22 protein-coding genes and 1 tRNA gene are annotated in these 19,021 nt (G+C 59.9%); 11 read left to right on the top strand and 12 right to left on the bottom strand.

The window, feature by feature from the left end; all coding sequences use genetic code 11:
- Positions 1 to 528: 528 nt before the first annotated feature.
- Positions 529 to 1,461 (bottom strand): carboxylating nicotinate-nucleotide diphosphorylase, encoded by a 933-nt coding sequence (gene nadC, locus ACQY7R_RS12115; RefSeq protein ID WP_428305860.1) that lies wholly within the window; start codon positions 1,459 to 1,461, stop codon positions 529 to 531.
- 192 nt (positions 1,462 to 1,653) lie between these two features.
- On the opposite strand from nadC, the gene ACQY7R_RS12110 reads away from it, so the two are divergent.
- Positions 1,654 to 2,049, top strand: a complete 396-nt coding sequence (locus tag ACQY7R_RS12110; RefSeq protein WP_428305859.1) for a ComEA family DNA-binding protein — start codon at positions 1,654 to 1,656, stop codon at positions 2,047 to 2,049.
- A gap of 32 nt (positions 2,050 to 2,081) precedes the next feature.
- Positions 2,082 to 4,139, top strand: a complete 2,058-nt coding sequence (gene uvrB / locus ACQY7R_RS12105) for an excinuclease ABC subunit UvrB (protein ID WP_428305858.1) — start codon at positions 2,082 to 2,084, stop codon at positions 4,137 to 4,139.
- Positions 4,140 to 4,227: 88 nt separating this feature from the next.
- On the opposite strand, the gene ACQY7R_RS12100 is transcribed toward uvrB, so the two are convergent.
- Positions 4,228 to 4,395 carry a hypothetical protein gene (locus tag ACQY7R_RS12100; RefSeq protein ID WP_428305857.1) on the bottom strand — a complete coding sequence of 56 codons (168 nt, stop codon included), beginning with the start codon at positions 4,393 to 4,395 and terminating at the stop codon, positions 4,228 to 4,230.
- 484 nt (positions 4,396 to 4,879) lie between these two features.
- Here ACQY7R_RS12100 and ACQY7R_RS12095 point away from each other — a divergent pair, with 484 nt between their 5' ends.
- Positions 4,880 to 5,281 carry a hypothetical protein gene (locus tag ACQY7R_RS12095; RefSeq protein ID WP_428305856.1) on the top strand — a complete coding sequence of 134 codons (402 nt, stop codon included), beginning with the start codon at positions 4,880 to 4,882 and terminating at the stop codon, positions 5,279 to 5,281.
- A 277-nt stretch (positions 5,282 to 5,558) separates the two neighbouring features.
- Here ACQY7R_RS12095 and ACQY7R_RS12090 read toward each other — a convergent pair whose 3' ends face one another.
- Positions 5,559 to 5,897 carry a hypothetical protein gene (locus tag ACQY7R_RS12090; RefSeq protein ID WP_428305855.1) on the bottom strand — a complete coding sequence of 113 codons (339 nt, stop codon included), beginning with the start codon at positions 5,895 to 5,897 and terminating at the stop codon, positions 5,559 to 5,561.
- Positions 5,898 to 5,915: 18 nt separating this feature from the next.
- Positions 5,916 to 6,254, bottom strand: a complete 339-nt coding sequence (locus ACQY7R_RS12085) for a hypothetical protein (RefSeq protein ID WP_428305854.1) — start codon at positions 6,252 to 6,254, stop codon at positions 5,916 to 5,918.
- A 235-nt stretch (positions 6,255 to 6,489) separates the two neighbouring features.
- Here ACQY7R_RS12085 and ACQY7R_RS12080 point away from each other — a divergent pair.
- Positions 6,490 to 6,561: transfer RNA gene (locus ACQY7R_RS12080), tRNA-Cys, on the top strand.
- A gap of 59 nt (positions 6,562 to 6,620) precedes the next feature.
- On the opposite strand, the gene ACQY7R_RS12075 is transcribed toward ACQY7R_RS12080, so the two are convergent.
- Positions 6,621 to 7,805 (bottom strand): tyrosine-type recombinase/integrase, encoded by a 1,185-nt coding sequence (locus tag ACQY7R_RS12075; protein ID WP_428305853.1) that lies wholly within the window; start codon positions 7,803 to 7,805, stop codon positions 6,621 to 6,623.
- 98 nt (positions 7,806 to 7,903) lie between these two features.
- Here ACQY7R_RS12075 and ACQY7R_RS12070 point away from each other — a divergent pair, with 98 nt between their 5' ends.
- The 4 genes from ACQY7R_RS12070 (at position 7,904) to ACQY7R_RS12055 (ending at position 9,689) form a co-directional block, all read left to right on the top strand.
- Complete coding sequence (locus ACQY7R_RS12070; RefSeq protein WP_428305852.1) at positions 7,904 to 8,587, top strand: PEP-CTERM sorting domain-containing protein; 684 nt, start codon at positions 7,904 to 7,906, stop codon at positions 8,585 to 8,587.
- A 10-nt stretch (positions 8,588 to 8,597) separates the two neighbouring features.
- Positions 8,598 to 8,759, top strand: coding sequence for a hypothetical protein (locus tag ACQY7R_RS12065; protein ID WP_428305851.1), 162 nt, complete (start codon positions 8,598 to 8,600; stop codon positions 8,757 to 8,759).
- A gap of 350 nt (positions 8,760 to 9,109) precedes the next feature.
- Complete coding sequence (locus ACQY7R_RS12060) at positions 9,110 to 9,262, top strand: hypothetical protein (RefSeq protein WP_428305850.1); 153 nt, start codon at positions 9,110 to 9,112, stop codon at positions 9,260 to 9,262.
- Between the two features lie 91 nt (positions 9,263 to 9,353).
- Positions 9,354 to 9,689, top strand: coding sequence for a hypothetical protein (locus tag ACQY7R_RS12055; RefSeq protein WP_428305849.1), 336 nt, complete (start codon positions 9,354 to 9,356; stop codon positions 9,687 to 9,689).
- Between the two features lie 390 nt (positions 9,690 to 10,079).
- Here the strand turns inward: ACQY7R_RS12055 and ACQY7R_RS12050 are convergent, their stop codons facing one another.
- Complete coding sequence (locus tag ACQY7R_RS12050) at positions 10,080 to 10,649, bottom strand: hypothetical protein (RefSeq protein ID WP_428305848.1); 570 nt, start codon at positions 10,647 to 10,649, stop codon at positions 10,080 to 10,082.
- A 614-nt stretch (positions 10,650 to 11,263) separates the two neighbouring features.
- On the opposite strand from ACQY7R_RS12050, the gene ACQY7R_RS12045 reads away from it, so the two are divergent.
- On the top strand, positions 11,264 to 11,485 hold the full coding sequence (locus ACQY7R_RS12045) for a hypothetical protein (protein WP_428305847.1): 222 nt from the start codon (positions 11,264 to 11,266) through the stop codon (positions 11,483 to 11,485).
- 13 nt (positions 11,486 to 11,498) lie between these two features.
- Here ACQY7R_RS12045 and ACQY7R_RS12040 read toward each other — a convergent pair whose 3' ends face one another.
- Positions 11,499 to 11,771: a hypothetical protein gene (locus ACQY7R_RS12040; RefSeq protein WP_428305846.1), complete on the bottom strand. Its 273-nt coding sequence runs from the start codon at positions 11,769 to 11,771 to the stop codon at positions 11,499 to 11,501.
- Between the two features lie 320 nt (positions 11,772 to 12,091).
- Between ACQY7R_RS12040 and ACQY7R_RS12035 the strand changes: the two genes are divergently transcribed.
- Together ACQY7R_RS12035 and ACQY7R_RS12030 are read left to right on the top strand one after the other, a co-directional pair.
- Complete coding sequence (locus ACQY7R_RS12035; RefSeq protein WP_428305845.1) at positions 12,092 to 12,448, top strand: hypothetical protein; 357 nt, start codon at positions 12,092 to 12,094, stop codon at positions 12,446 to 12,448.
- An 89-nt stretch (positions 12,449 to 12,537) separates the two neighbouring features.
- A complete protein-coding gene (locus ACQY7R_RS12030) occupies positions 12,538 to 14,142 on the top strand; it encodes an arylsulfatase (protein WP_428305844.1) in 1,605 nt (534 codons plus the stop codon).
- 557 nt (positions 14,143 to 14,699) lie between these two features.
- Here ACQY7R_RS12030 and ACQY7R_RS12025 read toward each other — a convergent pair.
- The 5 genes from ACQY7R_RS12025 to ACQY7R_RS12005 form a co-directional block, all read right to left on the bottom strand.
- Positions 14,700 to 14,909: a hypothetical protein gene (locus tag ACQY7R_RS12025; RefSeq protein ID WP_428305843.1), complete on the bottom strand. Its 210-nt coding sequence runs from the start codon at positions 14,907 to 14,909 to the stop codon at positions 14,700 to 14,702.
- A gap of 591 nt (positions 14,910 to 15,500) precedes the next feature.
- Positions 15,501 to 15,734: a hypothetical protein gene (locus ACQY7R_RS12020; RefSeq protein WP_428305842.1), complete on the bottom strand. Its 234-nt coding sequence runs from the start codon at positions 15,732 to 15,734 to the stop codon at positions 15,501 to 15,503.
- The gene (locus ACQY7R_RS12015; RefSeq protein ID WP_428305841.1) at positions 15,731 to 17,482 is read right to left on the bottom strand and encodes a hypothetical protein; all 1,752 of its coding nucleotides are present in this window, start codon (positions 17,480 to 17,482) and stop codon (positions 15,731 to 15,733) included. Before ACQY7R_RS12015 ends, ACQY7R_RS12020 begins: the two co-directional genes overlap by 4 nt.
- Positions 17,483 to 17,543: 61 nt before the next feature.
- Complete coding sequence (locus ACQY7R_RS12010) at positions 17,544 to 18,269, bottom strand: hypothetical protein (RefSeq protein ID WP_428305840.1); 726 nt, start codon at positions 18,267 to 18,269, stop codon at positions 17,544 to 17,546.
- A 5-nt stretch (positions 18,270 to 18,274) separates the two neighbouring features.
- Positions 18,275 to 18,991: a hypothetical protein gene (locus ACQY7R_RS12005; protein ID WP_428305839.1), complete on the bottom strand. Its 717-nt coding sequence runs from the start codon at positions 18,989 to 18,991 to the stop codon at positions 18,275 to 18,277.
- Positions 18,992 to 19,021 lie beyond the last annotated feature (30 nt).

Raw genomic sequence — 19,021 nt, 5'->3', positions numbered from 1 at the left:
TGCCGAGTGGGGCCGCATTCGATCGGCCAACCGCGTCGATGGATCGACACAGCTTCTTCGAGCGCGCATCGCTAGATGCGCGAGCTAAGTTGGGGCCGAGAAGTCAGGTAGTGGTGCGCCGCATGTCCTGGCAGAACGCGAAGAAAGTCTTCGCAGCTCATGAATTGGCGGCAACGCGACCCGTACGCGGGGGATACTTCGGAGAGTTAGCCTCGAGGAAGCGGTGAGACTAACGATCGTTCTTCCAAGAAGGTGAAGCGGACCCAGGCGAGGTCAAGTTGCCTGTTCGGACAGCAGCCGAGTCCTGACGACTCGCCGCCGATCGAATGTTCATGAGGTCCACTTCCCGATCAGAACGATAAAATAAAACGTTTGACGAATGCGTGCGGATTGCTGCCCACACTCTGCCTAGGATATTCGGGGAAACGGGGAGTGTCAACCAGAATGTAGCGGACAAGGTACGAATTCTGACGGGGGGGAAGAGGCGGATTGTGCCGGTCGTCCGGCGGGATGTTGCGAGCGTCCGGCCTACGCGTGCCAGTCTAGGCCGACGTCGAGCGACTTGGCCGCGTGGGTGATGCCGCCGACGCTGATGCGATCGACGCCCGTTTCGGCGATGCCGCGGACCGTTTCCAGGTTCACGCCGCCCGAGGCTTCGAGCTCCACCTCCGGCGCCAGCGAGTTGCGCAGCGCAACGCCGGCGCGGAGCTGTTCGAGGTTCATGTTGTCGAGCAGCACAATATCCGGGTGTTCGGGTAGCACCGCGGCGAGTTGCTCGAGCGAATCGACCTCGATCTCGATGAGACCGCCGGAGGGAAGTGGTTCGATGTCGCCCAGTTCGGCGAGGAACTGGCGCGCTTGCCGCACCGCTCGCGCCGCCGTCGCCGGTTGCGATTCGCCTGCTGCGGCGAATTGTGCGAGGTGGTTGTCCTTGATCAGCACGGCGTCGTAGAGGCCGAGACGATGGTTGTACGCGCCGCCGCAGCGGACGGCGAATTTTTCGAGTCGCCGCCAGCCAGGCGTTGTTTTGCGGGTGTCGTAAATGCGGGCGTTCGTGCCGGCGACGCGCTCCACATATTGGCTCGCCAGCGTGGCGACGCCCATCATGCGGCCGAGGATGTTCAGCACGATCCGCTCGCAGGTGAGCAGGTCGCGGACGCTGCCGGAAAGCCGGCCAAGCGTGGTGCGGCCCTCGATGCGATCGCCATCGGCGGCAAACGCTTCAAACGTGAGGCGGCCCCCCATCTCGTCGACGACAACGGCTGTCGCTTGGATGCCGGCGGCATAGCCAGCTTGGCGAGAAACGATGTCGGCGGCGCCGCGGCGTTCGGGGGCGACGGTCGCGAGCGTCGTCCAGTCTTGCTGCCGTTCGAGATCTTCGCGAACGGCCAGCCGCACAAGTTGCCGGCAATCCTCGATGGTGGCGGCATCCCATTCAATTTGCTGAAAATCGCGTTTCATTGGGGGGCTTTCGGAGATGGCTGGCAGAGACGGGGTCGGGGGCATTTTGCCACTGGGGGTTCTTTGCTCGCTGACACGCCGCCAGTGGCAAAATGCCCCCGACCCCTTTCCGCACTTCGCAGGGGCGGTTCGCTATAATTGCAGATTCGATTTTGTACCGCGCTCGGAATGCTTGCGTCCACGACCGGCCCAATGCCCTCCCCTGCCCCACCGCGGAACGACCTGCTAATTCGACCGGCGGAACGCCGCACGGCGACCGTGTTGGCGGCCGGCGTTTTGGCGTTGTTGGCGGCAGGTTGGTGGCGGCACTCGCGGGAGCCGGGCGGCGTGATCGACATCGACCGCGCCCCGCCGCTCACCGCTCAGTTCCAAGTAAACGTCAACCAAGCCGATTGGCCCGAGCTGATTCAGCTGCCGGGCGTCGGCCGGACGCTCGCCGAACGGCTCGTCGCCGAGCGTGAAGAACATGGCCAGTTTCGCAGCTTGGAAGAATTGAGCCGCGTCGACGGCATCGGTCCGCGGACCATCGATCGGATTCGACCCTACCTCCTGCCCATTGCAGATGAATCGGAGGTTGCCAGTCGCTAAGCGTCGGGCAACGCCGTTAGAAGGATCACCACGTGCAGTTCCAACTTGAATCCCCATTCAAGCCCGCCGGCGACCAACCGGCGGCGATCAAAGCGCTGGTGCAGGGCCTAAAGGATGGCCAGCGCGAGCAGATGTTGATGGGCGTCACCGGCTCGGGCAAGACGTTCACGATGGCGAACGTCATCCAGCAGGTGCAAAGGCCGGCGCTCATCCTATCGCACAACAAGACGTTGGCGGCGCAGCTCTACTCCGAGTTCAAAGAGTTCTTTCCGCACAACGCGGTGAGCTACTTCGTCAGCTACTACGACTACTACCAACCGGAAGCGTACATTCCGCAGCGCGATATTTACATCGAGAAGGATGCGTCGATCAACGAAGAGATCGACCGCATGCGACTGGCGACGACCAGTTCGCTGGTGAGTCGCCGCGACGTGATCGTTATCGCGAGCGTGTCGTGCATTTACGGCTTAGGTTCGCCGGAAGACTACAAGCAGATGATGGTTGGGCTAAGCGTTGGGCAAACGCTCGATCGCGACGACGTTCTCGCCCGGCTGGTCGATATTCAGTACGACCGTAATGACGCCGATCCGGCCCGCGGCAAGTTCCGCGTCCGTGGCGATTGCGTCGAGATTTGGCCGTCGTACGAGGAGTTCGCCTACCGCATCGAGTTTTGGGGCGATGAGATCGAACGGCTATCGATCATCAATCCGGTGAGCGGCGAGGCGGTGAGCCATTTGGAGCAGATGTATATCTACCCGGCCAAACACTTCGTGCTGCCCGAAGAGCGGGTTCACAACGCCGTCGATTCGATCCGCAAAGAGCTCTCTGATCGACTCGAACAGTTCCGCAGCAACGGCAAGATGCTGGAAGCGCAACGGCTCAACGCGCGGACGCGGTTCGACATCGAGATGATGATGGAGGTGGGCTACTGCCCGGGGATCGAAAACTACAGCCGACCGCTCAGCGGCAAGCCGCCGGGGTCGGCGCCGTCGACGTTGTTCGACTTCTTTCCGAAGGACTATCTGCTGTTCATCGACGAGTCGCATGCGACGATCCCGCAGATTGGGGCCATGTACGCCGGCGATCGGAGCCGCAAGGAAACGCTCGTGGAGCATGGTTTCCGGCTGCCGAGTGCGCTCGACAACCGGCCGCTGAAGTTCGACGAGTGGCGGGAGCGGGTCGATCAAGCGATTTACGTTTCGGCAACTCCGGGTAAGTACGAGCTGGGGCAAACGGGCGGCGAGGTGATCGAGCAAGTGGTGCGGCCGACGGGGCTGCTCGATCCGGTGATCGAAGTCGTTCCCGCGCGCGGTCAGGTGCCGCACTTGCTCGAAGAAATTCGGGCTCGCGTCGCGATCGGCGAGCGGACACTGGTGACGACGCTGACGAAGCGGCTTGCCGAGGACTTGGCGAACTACCTGCAGGAGCAAGGCATCGCGTGCAAGTGGCTCCATAGCGAGCTCGATGCGTTCGAGCGGGTGGAGCATTTGCGCGACTTGCGTGAAGGAAGGTTCGAGGCGCTCGTGGGCGTTAACCTGCTGCGGGAAGGCCTCGACTTGCCGGAAGTTTCATTGGTGGCGATTCTCGACGCCGACAAGGAAGGCTTCCTCCGCAGCGAGACGTCGCTGATGCAGACGATCGGCCGCGCCGCTCGTAACGTCAACGCGAAGGTGATCTTGTATGGCGACCGGATGACCAACTCGATGCAGCGTTCGATCGACGAAACCGAACGACGTCGTAAGCTGCAGCAAGAATACAACCTCGAGCACGGCATCACGCCGGAGACGATCAAGAAGGCGATCCATCGCGGGATCGAATCGGTTGCCGCGGCGCACGCCCAGGCGAATGCGGCCGTGGGGCGGACAGACGAAACGCAGTACATTACCGCCGAATATCTGTCGGAACTCGAAGAGGAGATGCTCGCGGCGGCCGATGCGCTCGAGTTCGAACGGGCGGCGGCGATTCGCGATCGCATCGAGAAGATGCAAGATTCGATCGGCGAGACGGTCGATTCGGTGAAGATCAAAGAGCCGAAAGGGAGAGGACGCGGCGGCAAGGGCCGCGTGCCGCGGCCCAAGAAGAACGCCTAGAACCCGCTAGCGGCGAATCCACAAACGACGACGGGGCGGCTTCCAGAGGGAAGCCGCCCCGTTTACATTTCGAGATGTTAAACCAGCTTTAGTGAGCCGGAGCTTCGGCGGCCGGTTCGGCGGCGGGCTCAGCAGCGGGGGTCGCTTCCGGGGTCGTGGTGGCGGCTGGTGCGGTCGGCTTGGTCTCTTCCTTCTTGCAGCCAATGGTCGCGAAGGTCAGGGTCAGGCAGCACACGAGCAAAGCGAACGTCTTCATACCAAAAAACTCCTGTTTGTGAGCACCCCGTGAGGGGCAACCAAATCGACTCGTTGAATGGGACGGCTTCATGCGGAATGCCGTCGTTGCGTAAGTATACCCGCCTCCGGCGCACCTGCCGGCGAGGCGACGAATTCTCCGCGATCCAGCGGCGGCGAACGTCCAGTCGCGCAAACTTTGCGGCCCCCTGCCCTGTCGAACGAACCGCCGTGGCGGAGCGCGCGAGGGGCCAAAAGCCGACGTTGGCGCGGCAAAGTTCCGCCAGATTCGCCAAGCGGAACTGCCATCGGGTCAAGGTTGGGAAACTGCGCCTGTCGCAGCGATCGGTCTGAGCGCCATGCCTGCTCGCGACCGAAGAAATGTTTAGCGAACCAATGTCGGGATCCTACGCGACCCAGATTCGCCCCCGCCTCGACCCGATCGGAATCCATCCGAGGGTAGTTCGCCCCCGCCTTCGATATCTTGGCAGGAGACGCCCCGTCCCATGAAATCTCTCCGTACCTTCGGGTTCAAACTCGCGACGATCTCCGCTTTGGCCGCGTTCTGCACCGGCTCGCCCGCTGTGGCGCAGGAATTCGACGAGCCGGCTGCCCCCGAGGCGACCTCGACCGCCCCCGATTCGTTCTACCCGTCGACCTACAAGCGGAGCATGGAGCCGACCATCGCCCAGCAGAAGGCGATGGAACGGGCTGCCCAGCGGATGGCTCGGCTCGATTCGATGCGTTGGTACGGCTTCTCCGGCAGCCGCCCGACCGCCTCGGGAATGCCATTTACGACGATGTATAGCCCGGCGTGGCAGCAACCGGGCGGACGGCCGTTCGCTTGGTACACCAGCAGCCGCCCGATCATGATCTACAATCTCGGCGCCGAGAGCGTCGTCCGCTAACGAGCGGATCGCTTCGCGACGAGAATAATTCACCGCCTCGAGCCGCCGGTCGTTTGACCGGCGGTTTTTTTTGTAGGTTAGGCGTTCAATACGCCTAGCGATTCGACTAGTCGGCTACACTAAACCACATGGGTTACTTCATCGCGATGGTGATGGCCGTCCTTGTGGTGGCGCTCTACGTCTTCGAAAACCATTGGCCGCGGTAGAAAGACGCTCCGCTGCGATTGGGAATTAGAGCGGCGGCGCGGCTGGTATTTGCCGGGAAGGCTAAAACGCCTTATCTAGCTGGCGAGCCGGACTGGCGGCTCCGGCAGGCCGAGAGGAGTTCCGCCAAGCGGACGGAGACTTTTGCTCCAGAGGGATCGCGGCGGAGCTGATCGCAGAGTTGCTCGGCCGAGCGAACCACGCTGGCGTCGGCGGGGTCTTTCAAGCGGGCGATGAGGTGCTCGCTGATGGTGAGAACCGACGACCAGTCGCTGACGGCGGCAGCGCGGAATAGCCGCTCGACGCCGTCGAGCTGCTCGTCGACGATGCTGCTGACGAACTGGTTCTGGCGAGCGAGCTGCGCATTGAGCACGGCCAGCCGCCCCAGCGAGGGGTAGTCGGTGGTATCCATGGCAATCTGCGGCGGAGTCTAGGCGGCGCGGCGTTGCGGCATTTCGCAACTCTGGCGAATGGCGGCGAGTTGCCGCATGGCGAGCGGGACGACCCGCTCGGTCGAGCGGACAACCACCAGCAGCTCCCACGAGGGATCAACGCCTGGCTGCTGCGAGAACGCGAGCCGCGTCTGTTGGCGGATTTCGCGGGCGGCCCGGGCCCGGACGTAGCCGCGGGTCTCGCAGGGGCCCATGGCTTCGACGCGTTCTTGGACGAGCCGACAGATGGCTTCGACGCTGGCCTCGGCGACATGGCGGACGAGGGCGTCGAGGGTCCGGCGCCGCCGCGCCGCCACTCCGAAGGATCGTTCGAGCATCGTGCGAAATCCTTTCGAGAAAAATCCGGGGAACGACGGGCGCTCCTCGGCCGGGTTTCCTTTCCGGTGATTGCTCATCGAATTTTTGTGATGTGTCGCTTCAAACCAATCCGATAAACAAGCACTACCGCTACGCACGGCAAGGCGAACCCTGTTTGCCAAGTCGCCGCAACCGGCAAAAGACCTGCACTTGACCAGGTCGGTCAGATTGCATAATTTCCTAAGAGTCAGTGACGGCGCCGTAGCCAAGTGGCTAAGGCATCGGATTGCAAATCCGACATCGTGAGTTCGACTCTCACCGGCGCCTCTTGTTGATACGAAAGGGGTTACGTCTACACGACGTGACCCCTTTTTCGTTTGGTGTACCTAGGTACGCTCCAACGCCTCGCGGATGATGCTAGCAGAGCGTTGCACGTTGCCCGGCGAGTAGTGCCGACGCGTCGTCTCAACGCTCGCGTGACGCAACACGGCAGCAACTTCTCGCTCTTGCAGGCCTGCGGAGATCAGCCGATCGGCGCAGCTCCGGCGGAGATCGTGCGCACTGGCGAACTTGCCGTCGTCGTTCACGACGATTCCAGCTTTCTCGCCGATGTCGCTGATAATCTTGCTGACCCACCCGACGCGGGGCCGGGCGCTGCGAGTCTTCCGCCCTGCTCTGCCGTCGAGTGATAGCGGATTAAACACCCAGCCGGTTCGCTGATCGTCGGGCGTCTTCAGCAGCAACCGCTCGAATTCCGGGAGCAGCGGAATCGACTCCTCAGTGTCGTTCTTCTGCATCGCGGCGGGGATCATCAGCACGCCCAGACCGTCAGTTGGCCACGCCGGGACGATGTACTTCTTGTTGACCCAGTGGACGTGCAATAACTCGCCAAGACGCAGCCCCGACGCCCAGAGGCCTCGGAGGGTGTGGCGCCACGACGGAGCGGCAGCCGCCCCCACAATCGCCTCGGTGGCCTTGAGCATCAACGCAAACTCCTCCGCCGTGAGCGGTCGCCCCTTCATCTGTTTCATCTTGGCGATCTTCAGTTTCTTGAGCTTCGGCACGCTCGGCAGCCATTCCATGAACGCGGCCCAGTTCAACGCTCCGGTGATGACGAGCATGTAGTTGCGCGCCGTGACCTTCGACCGCGGCCGCTGGAACCTGCTCTCGGCGCCCTGCAGCAATTGTTGCTGCAGATAGTGGAGCGATTCGCTGTTCGCCACGTCGCCTAGCGTTCGCGGCTTCAGGATTCGCTCGGCAACGTCGAGACGACTCTCGGCGTCAACGGCTGACTTCTCACGCAGCGTCGAGAGATGGAGATCGGTGTATCGTTCGCGGAAGTCTTCCCAGAGCATCGTGGCGCCACCCTTCGCGCGCCGTCGCGGCTTGGCTTCGAGGCCGAGCAATAGTTTCGCCTCAAGCTTCTGCTTTTGCTCCAGCGCGTCGACTTCGTTCGTCGTGCCGGTTGAAATGCGGATCTCGCGCCCCTCTTCAGGGCAGGTATACCGTAGTTGGATGGGGCGGCCCTTGGGCTTTGCCATCCGCACGGTCGGGGGTTTCTTAGTTGCCATTGGTGGGTCTCCAAAGGGTTAGGGGGAAATATTGACTCGAATCTCTTGTGGGCTTATGCTCGCTCTCGCGGCCGTGGGGCAAACACGGACACCGATTAATGAAGCGCTATCTTCTTGCCGCTCTCTCGTCGGCTTCGATTTGGTCATTAGCCTTCGCTGCAGGTCTTTTTGCCCCTGAACCTGCGGAGGCGCAATGGATCGAATACCACTTCGTGATTAAGGCGGGGATGCACGAACCAGAGTCGCCCCTCGCTGGGGCTGACCTCAGTCTCGTAGCTTCTTGGACGCCGGAGCTCGAATCACCGAGATTTGGCAATGGCGTAATTGGGTGGACCGCCGCACATTCGAAAGCACAGCTTTTCGTTAGCGGCACTTCGGATTCGAACGGAATCTACGAAGGGCACTTCCCGGATTCGATTTACTTCGAACCGGAAACCCCAAGCGAGTGGACGTACCTCGATGATGTCAATCACAACTACGGTTATGACGCGATTTTCCTGCCGACGATGGTGTTCGAGATTAATGGCAGATCTGTCGCGATCCCAACTATCGTTGCACACTTCGACGACGGGCATTTTGATGGGGATCGATTTCCAACAGAACGAGGATTCTCTCCGGGGGTAGCGGACTGGAGGCTCTTTGCGATGAGGGACACCGCTACGAACTCTGGCACAATTTGCACCGTCGTTTCCGGTTACGCTACCGTCGTACCCGAGCCTGCCTCTGCGGTTACGCTAATAACCGGCTTGTTTGGAGCCATACTCTTCCGCCGTCGCAAATAAACCCGCCGCCATGCAAGCAATCAGCTGCTCCATCGTCGTACTGTCCGGCGCCATGATCTGCTCCGCGGCAACGCTCTCGGCCTTCAATCCGATCGCGTTCGTGATCGGCCTGGGGGTGCTCGCCATTGGGCTCTACGGCTGGGCGCTCAGTTGCTCCCGACCGAACAAATAACCCCGCCGCCTGCCCGCGGCGGTGTGCATGGTGAGAAGGCCCTACGGTAGCCTCATTCCTCAACCGACTTCGCGTCGCTTATTTGCATCGGTCTCGGTGCCAATTAACATCGGATATGGGTGGTGACCCGTCCGTGTGCATCCACCACCCCTTCTTGTACAGCCGGCGTCGAACGCATCTAGCGACGCCGGCTGTCTTTTTTTGCTCGCCCGATGCTCCTGATCGGCCCAGCATGCCCGCCGTGGCTGAACATGATGCGGCGGTTGCCCGCCTTGTTGGTACTTAAACTTGCCATTGGTCCTCCAGATAATTAGAGTCTGAACGTCTCGAAAACCCTTCAGGGAATATCTATGCTCGCTGTCGTCCACCTAGATTTGATCGCAATAACGCTCGCCTCGATTCTCACGGGCTTGTGGGCGTGGTCGCTCAAGCAGACGAACGAACGGATCGCCGCCCTCGAATCGACGGTGGCGGAGCTGCAGCAGGCGTTGTCTTCGAGTTAGGGGCATTGGGGTTAAAGTCGCTTTAGCTACAAAGCAGCCAAAACAGGCCGTGCGGGTTTCACCGACGCCATCGAGCCAAGAGAGCATCGTCATGCGACGCAAATTGACCGTTCAGTTCGGCAACACAGAGGTCGACGTCGATCTGGATGAATGGATCGAACTCGCCTCCGCAAGTTGCAAGAAAGAAAAAGCGCCGGGTGAGTTCGTTGACCACGCAATGACTGTTGCGAGGCATGCTGATGGACGAATAATTATCTACGGCAAGGATGGGTCGCGCGACCGTTTCGGCGGCTACATAGTTCCCAACGGCAAAGACATTGGTTGGATTAGACGTAAAATTAGCGACGCCGCCGAGTTCTACGGACTGCCAATGGAGTCAGCGGAACTGTGCTTCGCCGGTTGCACGAATCATCCGCGTGCCAATTGATGACAAGAAACCCCGTCGTTTGCCCGCGGCAGGTGGTGAGCAACGTCCTCCCAAAAGGTAGCGCGATGTGGTTCTTTGTTCCGATGGTGTGCGGCGGCGGTTTCTTCTGCGTCCTCGCAGCCGCAATCGGATATGGCCTCGGACACTGGTTGGCCGGACCGGGCAACAAGAGAACCGCGGCTATCTTGGGCGCATGTACTGGTTTTAGCGTAATGGCCATTGTGTCGTGGATAGTAGCGAGCCGTTTTATCGAGCAACTTGGACGGGCGATGAGCCACTGACGGCCGCTTGCATCATGCTGCTACATGCCGTGCCGCCGCTCGGGGTGCGAGAAATGAACCGCCGCGCCTGCCCGCGCGGCGTGAACCCTGTGGTAATTCGCCACAGGGCCTATTTCCGCTTGCTGCGGAACGAGCGCACGTCGCGGTGCGTCTTCGGCTCAGTCTTCAGCCGAAACGCGATCGGCTTGGCGTTCGCCTCTTGGAACTCCGCGAAGGCGTTCGGCTCCAGGTCGACGGTTTCCGGATCGATGGCGCCGAGCGTGTACTGCTCTTCGTCGCAGTCGGGAATTGAGTTCAACACCCACAGACTGCCGATGTCGACGTTGCAGATGTCCGCCTTCGACATTTCCCGCGGTTCGGGCTTCGGTCTGTCGACGAGCACCTGCTCGACGATGACTTGGCAGTTCGCGAACGGCAGACGCTTCAGGTGGTCAGCCAAGTCTAGCGGTTCAGTTTCGTCGCGCTGACTCAATGCGGCGTTCGTCTCGACGAGCAGCCGAAACGGGTCGGCGCCGGTGATGCGTGCCTCGTCGTAGCAATCGGCCATCAGCATCGAATGCTCAGCGAGCAGCTCGTCGACGGCGGCTTGTTGCCGTGCAAGAATCTCAGCCTTGCGGGCTTCGATTTCGAGCATCGTGGGATCGGACGGACGACGAGCGGTCGAAAGAATAGCGGCCATGTCCATGACCCTTCCTCGCCACCGGAGAGGTGGCGGAATAAAGAAGTCCTAGCCCGAGCAACTTCCGAAAAGAGGGCACTACCCCTCTGGTCACGGTCACCCGTTCGCGCAGCAGTTGCCCACTGGCACGACCGAACTTGCTGGGGCTAGGACTCCGAAATAGTGGTTAGTAGTTTTCGACTACAATTTTTCAGACAAAGGGCCGGCTAAACCGAGAGTGTAGTGTTTGCGCCACCGGCGGACGCTTGGCTTTTCGAGCCGTCGCCCATTGTGCGAATTCAAGGCGTTTTTGCAAGCCAAATTCGCCGCATCGCCCCAGAGCCGCTAGCGTCACCCATGGGTGACAGGCCTCAACGGTCACGCCCACCGCTCCAGTTGCGCGAGCAAGCCAATGGCGAGGCCGCTCCGCAAATAAGACCCGCGAGGTGACAGCCGGGTTTTGTTCCCGGACAATCGATCACTTGTAAATGGCTCGGCGTCAATCTTAAATGGGTTTTACCCAATGCGAGATCGTGCCTGGGGCATCCGATGGCCGTGCCCAGTCCAGCACGCCTCAGGAGGGCTACTGGTAGGACCGGCCGTCACAACTCAGCGATGCGACATCCTTGAAGACCATGAACGGTTACAACCACCTCCACCCGTTTTCCCCAGCCGAAGGCGAGCAGTTCCGCGCAGAGATTGCTCAAATCTTGGCCCAGCTCCCCGCCGAGCAATTCATCGCCTTACTAAACGACGTGCGCGAGGCGCAGTTTAACCGGCTGAGCCCGCAATTCATTCGTGCGTGTATCGCGGTGCAGACAGTAGACGAGGGGATGCGAAGGGCCGAATCGCTTTAGAGAAGGAGCCGCTCTAGGCTGCGTCCCTCGCATGCTTCCACAACTCTTTGCTCAAAGAGTACGGCCCGCGAGCCCCTGCGATGAGTTGCTGGCGAAGCTCGCCATGCTTCGGGTGACGCTTCAGAAACACGTCAATAGCGTCCTCTTTTGACACCGTTTCCACCTCGCCAGGTGTGCCGTCGGACGCTCCGACCAGAGAGACGTTTTTAGCTCGCATGTCGCGAAGTTTACTAACCCAAACGTCGAATTCACCACGGGCCATTTGAAGCGGGTAAGCGGATTTCATTGATACACTCAAGTAAGTGAGAGTTTGGAACAGCATCGACCCTAACACTTCCGGAACACCGAAAGGCAGTCCCAAACGACATCTTTTCAGGAATTCTCCCGCGGCATGGGATTTCAGCAGCGATTGCGCCCCGCATTCCCCCCCAGCCGCTAGCGTCGCCCTTCACGCACTCCACCTCCCGCTGGGGTGAATCCCCTTCGCGACAGGCGGAAATGAACTCGCGTGGCGTTGAGAGCCGCGTTTCTTCGGCGACTTGCAATTAGTAGGTAAGCCGGGGAGATTGACGCAAATAGGCTATCGACATTTAACCCGAGCACTAAATGGGCAACCAAGTCAGGTTCAACTTCCCACTCTATACGCTCACAAAAGGGATTTCGTTAAACGCGCTCTCACCGATTCAAATGAATGGAGCAGACCACCTAGCTATTTTCACTAGCACTGAGTGCGCCAGAAGCTTCCTCGAGTTATCCAAGCTTCAAGGCGTCGGCGTAGCGAGAATCGACACTGCAGATGATGCACGCAAGGTGATCCATAACCTTAATGCCGCTGGCGAACCATTCACGGACTTCCAGCTCTTCGTCGATCCTGTTTCAACTGGTGACGGCGAGTTCATGTCGATGGGCCGCGACGAGTTTTTGAACGCACTCACCATATCGTCGACAACCGGCAAATTGTGACGCAAGCGGGCATCAGAGTGAGGGAGTCATCACAGGTGATTTGCCGAACGGTTGAAATCACAAATTAACACCTTGGGGAAAGAACAACGATGAGAAGAACCAAATACAAACTCTTCCTGTACGCATGCGTCGCAACCGTGCTCGCAACGGCCATTGCCGCACGTGCTGAGGCCAAGCAGCCGAATATCATCTTCATCATGGGAGATGATATCGGCTGGTCGAATATCGGCGTCTATAACCAGGGGATCATGGCTGGGCGGACACCGAACCTTGATCGAATGGCCGCCGAGGGAATCCGATTCACAGACTATTACGCGGAGGCGAGTTGCACGGCAGGCCGCGCTAACTTTATTACTGGCCAATTGCCGATTCGCACCGGCATGACGACTGTCGGACAAGCTGGCTCGCCGATCGGCTTGCCGGCGCAGGCGCCCACGATCGCCACCGCGCTCAAGTCGATGGGCTATGCGACCGGGCAGTTTGGCAAGAATCACCTTGGCGATCTCAACGAGTTCCTCCCCACAGTTCACGGCTTCGACGAGTTCTTCGGCTACCTCTACCATCTCGACGCGATGGAAGACCCCAGCCACCGCAACTATCCGCAAGAATTAAAGGACACGATCGGCCCGCGGAACATGATTCACTCTTGGGCTACCGACAAGGACGATCCGACCGAGCAACCGCGCTGGGGCAAAGTCGGCAAGCAGAAGATCGAAGACGCCGGCGAACTCTATCCCGAGCGGATGGAGACTGTCGACGACGAGATCCTCGGCAATGCGCTAAAGTTTTGCGATAAGGCGCGCGAGGAGAAGAAGCCTTTCTTTTTGTGGCTCAATCCCACCCGAATGCATGTCGTCACCCATCTTTCTGACAAATACGAAAACATGCGGACGGCCGAGAATGGCTGGAGCATTCAAGAGGCGGGGATGGCGCAGCTCGACGACGTCGTCGGAGAAGTGCTGAAGTACCTCAAGGACAACAATCTTGAGGGCGATACGATCATCGTTTTCTCGACCGACAACGGCGCCGAGAATTTCACGTGGCCCGATGGAGGCCAGACGCCGTTCGCCGGTGGCAAGGGAACGGCGCTCGAAGGGGGATTCCGCGTCCCGTGCATCGTGCGCTGGCCTGGCAACGTGCCGGCCGGCAAGATTGAAAACAGTATTTTCTCCGGGCTCGATTGGTTCCCGACGTTCGTCGCCGCGGCCGGCAATGCGAACATTAAGCAGGAACTAGTGGCCGGCAAGAAGCTTGGCGACGCCAACTACAAGGTTCATCTGGATGGCTACAACCAACTCGACTTGATCACCGGCAAAGGCCCTTCGCAACGAAACGAGATCTTCTACTTCACTGAGGGGACGCTCAGCGCGGTGCGCATTAAGGATTTCAAGTATCGCTTCACCGATCAGCCCAGCGGCTGGCTGGGAGCGACCGTGAAAGTCGATTGGCCGATTCTAGTCAACCTCCGCCTCGACCCGTATGAGCGGACCGGCATGTACAACGGCAAAGACACCGGCTCGATTGCCTACTACGATTGGTTCGCTTACGAATTCTGGCGGTTCGTCTTCGTCCAGCAAGAAGTTGCTAAGTACGCCCAGAGCTTCATCGAATTCCCGCCAATGCAGGAAGGCGCCAGCTTCAACATGGAAGCGGTGAAGGCTCAGATTGAGAAGGCGATTCAATCGCGGAATTAGCCAATTGATGACCCTCAGCCCCGCCACGGCCCGCAACTTCCGTGGCGGGGCTAACATTTTCAACTGTCAACGACCCCAAGGTCCAAAGGTTGGAACGCTGCCTCACTGGTCCCCTGCAGACTCGTCGATCTGCTCCGGTTCTACACATTCTGTACGCTACCGCATCAAGCCCGCCCCCGCGTTTGCACACGGACCAGATTCGCACTCAACGAACCGAGGTCTTCGTGGACAAGCCTAGTGACGCATACCCCATCGAATGCATCCAATACACTGCCGGCGGCCTCAATTATGACCTGATAGTCTTCCGCTTAGGCGCCGCCTATTATGCCGCGTGGTATTGTCGACGCTGCCTGACTCGGACCGAAACGGTTACGAATAAAGAGTGGAATGCAGCCAAGGAGGACGCTCAGGACGCTATTGGCGCTCACCACTTCGACAAGCACACAAGGGGAAAACCGCCCTTGGCCTCCAGGAACTGATTCTCCCGCGGGTTATCAACAATCAGCCGGTGGTGCGGTTGCGAGCGATCTCGCCTTGTAGCTGGCGAGAGACGGAGATTACTTAGGCCGCCGACGAAGCGGGGTGGAAGCATCCTCTGAATAAGCAGAGATGAACTTAAGTCGGGCTAGCGGGATCGAGACGATGCCTGAGTTGCGCCAAATACCGGGAACTTTGACCATCACGGAACGATGTTCGTTGCTCCGCGAGACAATCTCGCCTTCGACGCCGCCGGTAGATCGCACCTTGTCGCCAATTTTTATTTTCATGCGGCGCATCCTCCCCCGTCGGAAGGCGAATAGATAGGGCAGGTTTAAGGCGGTAGCTTGCTATGCATGCGAGCCAAGAAGTTATTAGCCCTTCACCAGTCGATCAATGGTATAGTGGCACCCGCACTCGCTGATCTCGCTTGGCAACCTAAGCCGTTACTTCTCGCCACGGCCGATTGATCTTTCATCGCCTGCCAAGTTCAGCACACGCCTCACTGTAGGCAACTCGCATGGCGTTTTCGCCCTGTGTCTCGTGCAATGGCACGGGGCGCTGCTCCGATTGTTCCGGGATCGGTTCGTTTCCTTCTGAAGATCCTCAGCGCCCCGTCAACCGTCGCGCCTGTAAAGCGTGCTACGCCAGCGGACGATGCATGAAGTGCAAAAGCATGGCGACGCGTCCGGGCGGCTACTTGGCTGGGACATACCCCGCTGTGGCGTCCACGCCACACGCTCCAAACCAGCCGGCGGAAGGTTAGCTATCCGCATCCGCCGGCGCGTGAATTGTCAAAGAGCAGCCAGGCTATTCGCCCAACTCGTCAACATCTACTTCCGGCGCCGCCCACCGCGGGTTCGTCGCCCAGGCTGATCGCTTCACCCTTCCAACTCTTCCAGATCCTGCCGCCGCGCCAGCTCACGCAGGATCTGCAGCGACGCCAGCGACCGCAACACCTCGTCGACAGTCACGCCGTTGCAATACTGCTCCAGCGGAAGGCCCTTGTCGCAGTCGTATGCGAACAGCGTGAGGTCGGGCGTTGGGATGTCTTTGAGTCGCGCGAAGACTTCGAACTCGCGCGTTTTGATGAAATGTTCTAATTTGGCGTTCACGGTACGACAGGAATCCCGCCTCCGTTGCGATTCTGCTTCTTGAGTTCCGCAACCATCTGCCGCTGCAGTCTGGTCTGCTCGTCGATCTGTCGGCCGCCGTACATCTGACGGCTGAACCGAGCATCGAACGTCGCTACCGCCTGCATCGCTTCATTTTTGCCAATCTTGTCGTCAATGTTGCCGATTTCGATGCCTTGAAGTTCGAGCAGCTTGCCGCGAAGCTCGTCGGTCAGGTATCCGCGGGCCTGAAGGTCACGCATGCGGATATCGGTCTCTAGCTTGATGAGCGCCTCCTCCTTAGCGATGCCATCTTCCATGGCTTGAAGCTTGCCGCGTGCGATCTCGTCGTCAACCTGTTGCTGCTCAGCGAGGATGTCTTTCGCACGGTCCAAGTGCATCTGCATGCCATTCGCCCAGACTGGTATCCCGGAAGTTGCTGCTTGAGCGTCGAGCATCGCAGTGTTCGCGGCGTTCATGCCCTTCGACACGAGCGATGAGCCAAAAGCACCGATGTCGAAACCGCCGGAGCCAAACGAAACGCCGCTCTGAATCCGTTTCGACACGTCGGGCATCGCCAGCATCATGGCGCCGCCCATCATCAGCGAGTTCGGGCTACCGCCTTTGACTTCCTCTTTGGGCATCAGACTGCTGATATCCGGCAGCCAGCCTTCCGGGACCATCTTCCGGAGCAATGCCAGTTGAGGAAGAAGAAGATCAAAGGCGCCAACCTGCTTGAGAATCTTGGAGTTGGTCGAGTCGATGATTTTGTCGAGCGCGAAGTACGACCCAACCAACGCACCGACGGCAAGGCCGAACGGATTCAGCACGAGGGCCGCGGCACTGAGGGCGCTACCGAAGCCGATCATCGCGAGGCTGGCGACTCCCAAAACGCCGGCGACTTTCAACGTCGTGTCGAAGGACGTTTTGTTCTGCTCAATCCATTCGCCGACGTTGGCTGCAACTTCATTCGTCTTCTCGATGAACTCGACGACGTGCGGCAGCACCGCCGAGCCAATCGCGATTCCCATGTCTTTCATTTGCCCCTGCAATTTTTTGAGCTGATTCGCGAAGCTACCCGACTCGCGAACAGCGGCGCCGACTGCCCCCTGGTCGGTCATCGCCTCCATAATCACGTCGAGGCGGGCAATCGCCTTTTCTTGTTCCGTGACGGCCGTCCAGCTCTTTTTGATGCCTCGCTCCATCAGCTCTTGTTCAAGGGCGGCTTGCCGTGTGTTAACGCCGAACTTGTCGAGCACCTCCGACGACCCCGACAGCGCCGAAATGAATCGCTCCATCGCCTCTTCGTCCGTGAGATTGTGGAACGCGGCGAAGTCGTGCGACAGCGACTGCATCTTCTCCGTTAGTTCGCGCGCTTCGCCGTTCGCAAAGCCAAGGCCGACGAAGAAACCTTGGAACGCGTTCATGCCGCTGCGGATGTCGCCGGCGCTGCGACCAATGGAGCCTGCCAGCGCGTCCGCGAATTCATTGGCGGCCGTGGTCTGATCGCCGAAGACCGACTTAAACTTGCTCATCTCTTCCTGAGCGTCGGCGGCAAGCTTAGCGGCGCCCAAGAGCGGCGTGATGATCGCGGCGCTGAACTTGAGGCCGGTCGAACCGATCGAAGAGATCGCCTTGCCGGTGTCGCGGATTCCTTGCTGAACCCGCTTCAAATTCTTCTCGACGTCGCCGGTGAGTAGCGATAACTCGATGACCGCTTTGCCGAAACGCAACGCTCTTGCTGACGCCATAACTACTCCTTTGTCTTAAAACCCGCCAACCGCCCTCTTGTACGGCCGGCGGGCTGCTGCGTCACACGACGCCGCATGGGTGTTCGTCGTCGATCTCCGCCATCAGCCGCTCCACATCGGCCTCGTACTGCTCAACAAGCCACTGCAGCGGCGGCAGTGCGTCGATCGCCTCCATTGGCTCCTCACGCATGCGCAACGCCTCTTCCAGCAACTGCGGCAGATAATCCTGCGAAGCGAAGTCGCAATAGCCACTGTGGAGCAACCGAAGGTGAGGCAGGCTGTAGCCGCGAAACGCAGCACGGACGTAGAGATGGCACGTTCGCCGAATCCACTTCCAATCGTGCCCCTCGTCGTTCGCCGGCTTGGCGAGGTTTACTGGATTGAGGCTGTAGCGGACGACGGCGTCCTGCAACTCGGCAATTGCCGACGCCACTCGCGGGGTACGCTCGCCTGGCATCCGCAGCGGAAACGCCAAGTGCCCAAGCTCGTGCACTTCGACCCCAAGAACAGCTCGCTCGAATTGCCCCGGGTAAGCATGTCGGCGTAGCCAGGTCAGGTTCAGGAAGATCGCCGGCCCCGGTCCCCGCCAGTCGGCGCCGAGATATCGCGGCAGCAATTCGGAGACGTTCGCCGCCTGGGCCGCCCAACCAACAAGCTCGTCGTGCGTGTACGCCGATTCGTTATTGAGCGCATCGGAATCGAGAATGTAGTAAGTCGTGCCCTGAAGCTCAGGGATCACCTGATCGGCGAACCGGCGGCACTTCTCAAGCATGGCTGCGTTGTTCATGGTGATCACCACTGGTACTGCTTATCGCGGATCTCGTCGATTTCCTGCCGGTACGTCGCTGCCTGGTCATCCAACTGATCGACGACCGCGTGTGCACGCAGCACGCGACGCTTGAATTCGGCGCAAGGATCAGAGTCGGGAACTTCCGTTGGCAACGGCAGGGAGTTGGCGTTCCGGTCGTACCACAGCTTTTCGAGCTTCTCGTCGGAGTGCTGCCGCAAGACGGCCTGCTGAATGTGCAGGTTGCGGACGGCGTCGCTTTGCTCCCGGCGATTCGACTCGAGATAAATTGCGAGCGATCGCGCCCGGCCGTTCAGTGATTCGTCGCTGCAGTCTTTGACCAACCGCGGCTCGATGCCGTTGAGCTCCGTCAACTGAGCGATCAACTGGTCGCGGAACGGAGCAAGGCGCCATGCTTCTTGGGTATGGGCAGCTTGCGCCGCCACCAGTCTCTCGTTGTTCGCCGCGATCTCGGCGTCGATCCCGGCCAACTCCCGACGAACTTCCGGAAGCGTATCGAAACGCTCCCGTTCCTTCGCCCGTTCCTGCCGTTTGCGGATGAGTTGTGCGAAGTCGCCAGGATCGCGGCTCGCCTTAAGGCACGCTAACTCGATCTCGTCGGCAGCAACCTGCTCACCGGCAAGCACCCAGTCGGCCAGGCGGTGATACTCTTCGAGTCGCTGCTCTTTGAGGCCGCTCAGACTGTCCAAAACGTCGTTCATCGTCGTTAGTCTCCGGTTAGTTGTTCAGAA

The sequence above is a fragment of the Lacipirellula sp. genome (assembly GCF_965279485.1).
In the GTDB taxonomy this organism is placed as follows: domain Bacteria; phylum Planctomycetota; class Planctomycetia; order Pirellulales; family Lacipirellulaceae; genus Lacipirellula.
This window is presented reverse-complemented; position numbering and strand designations above follow the sequence as displayed.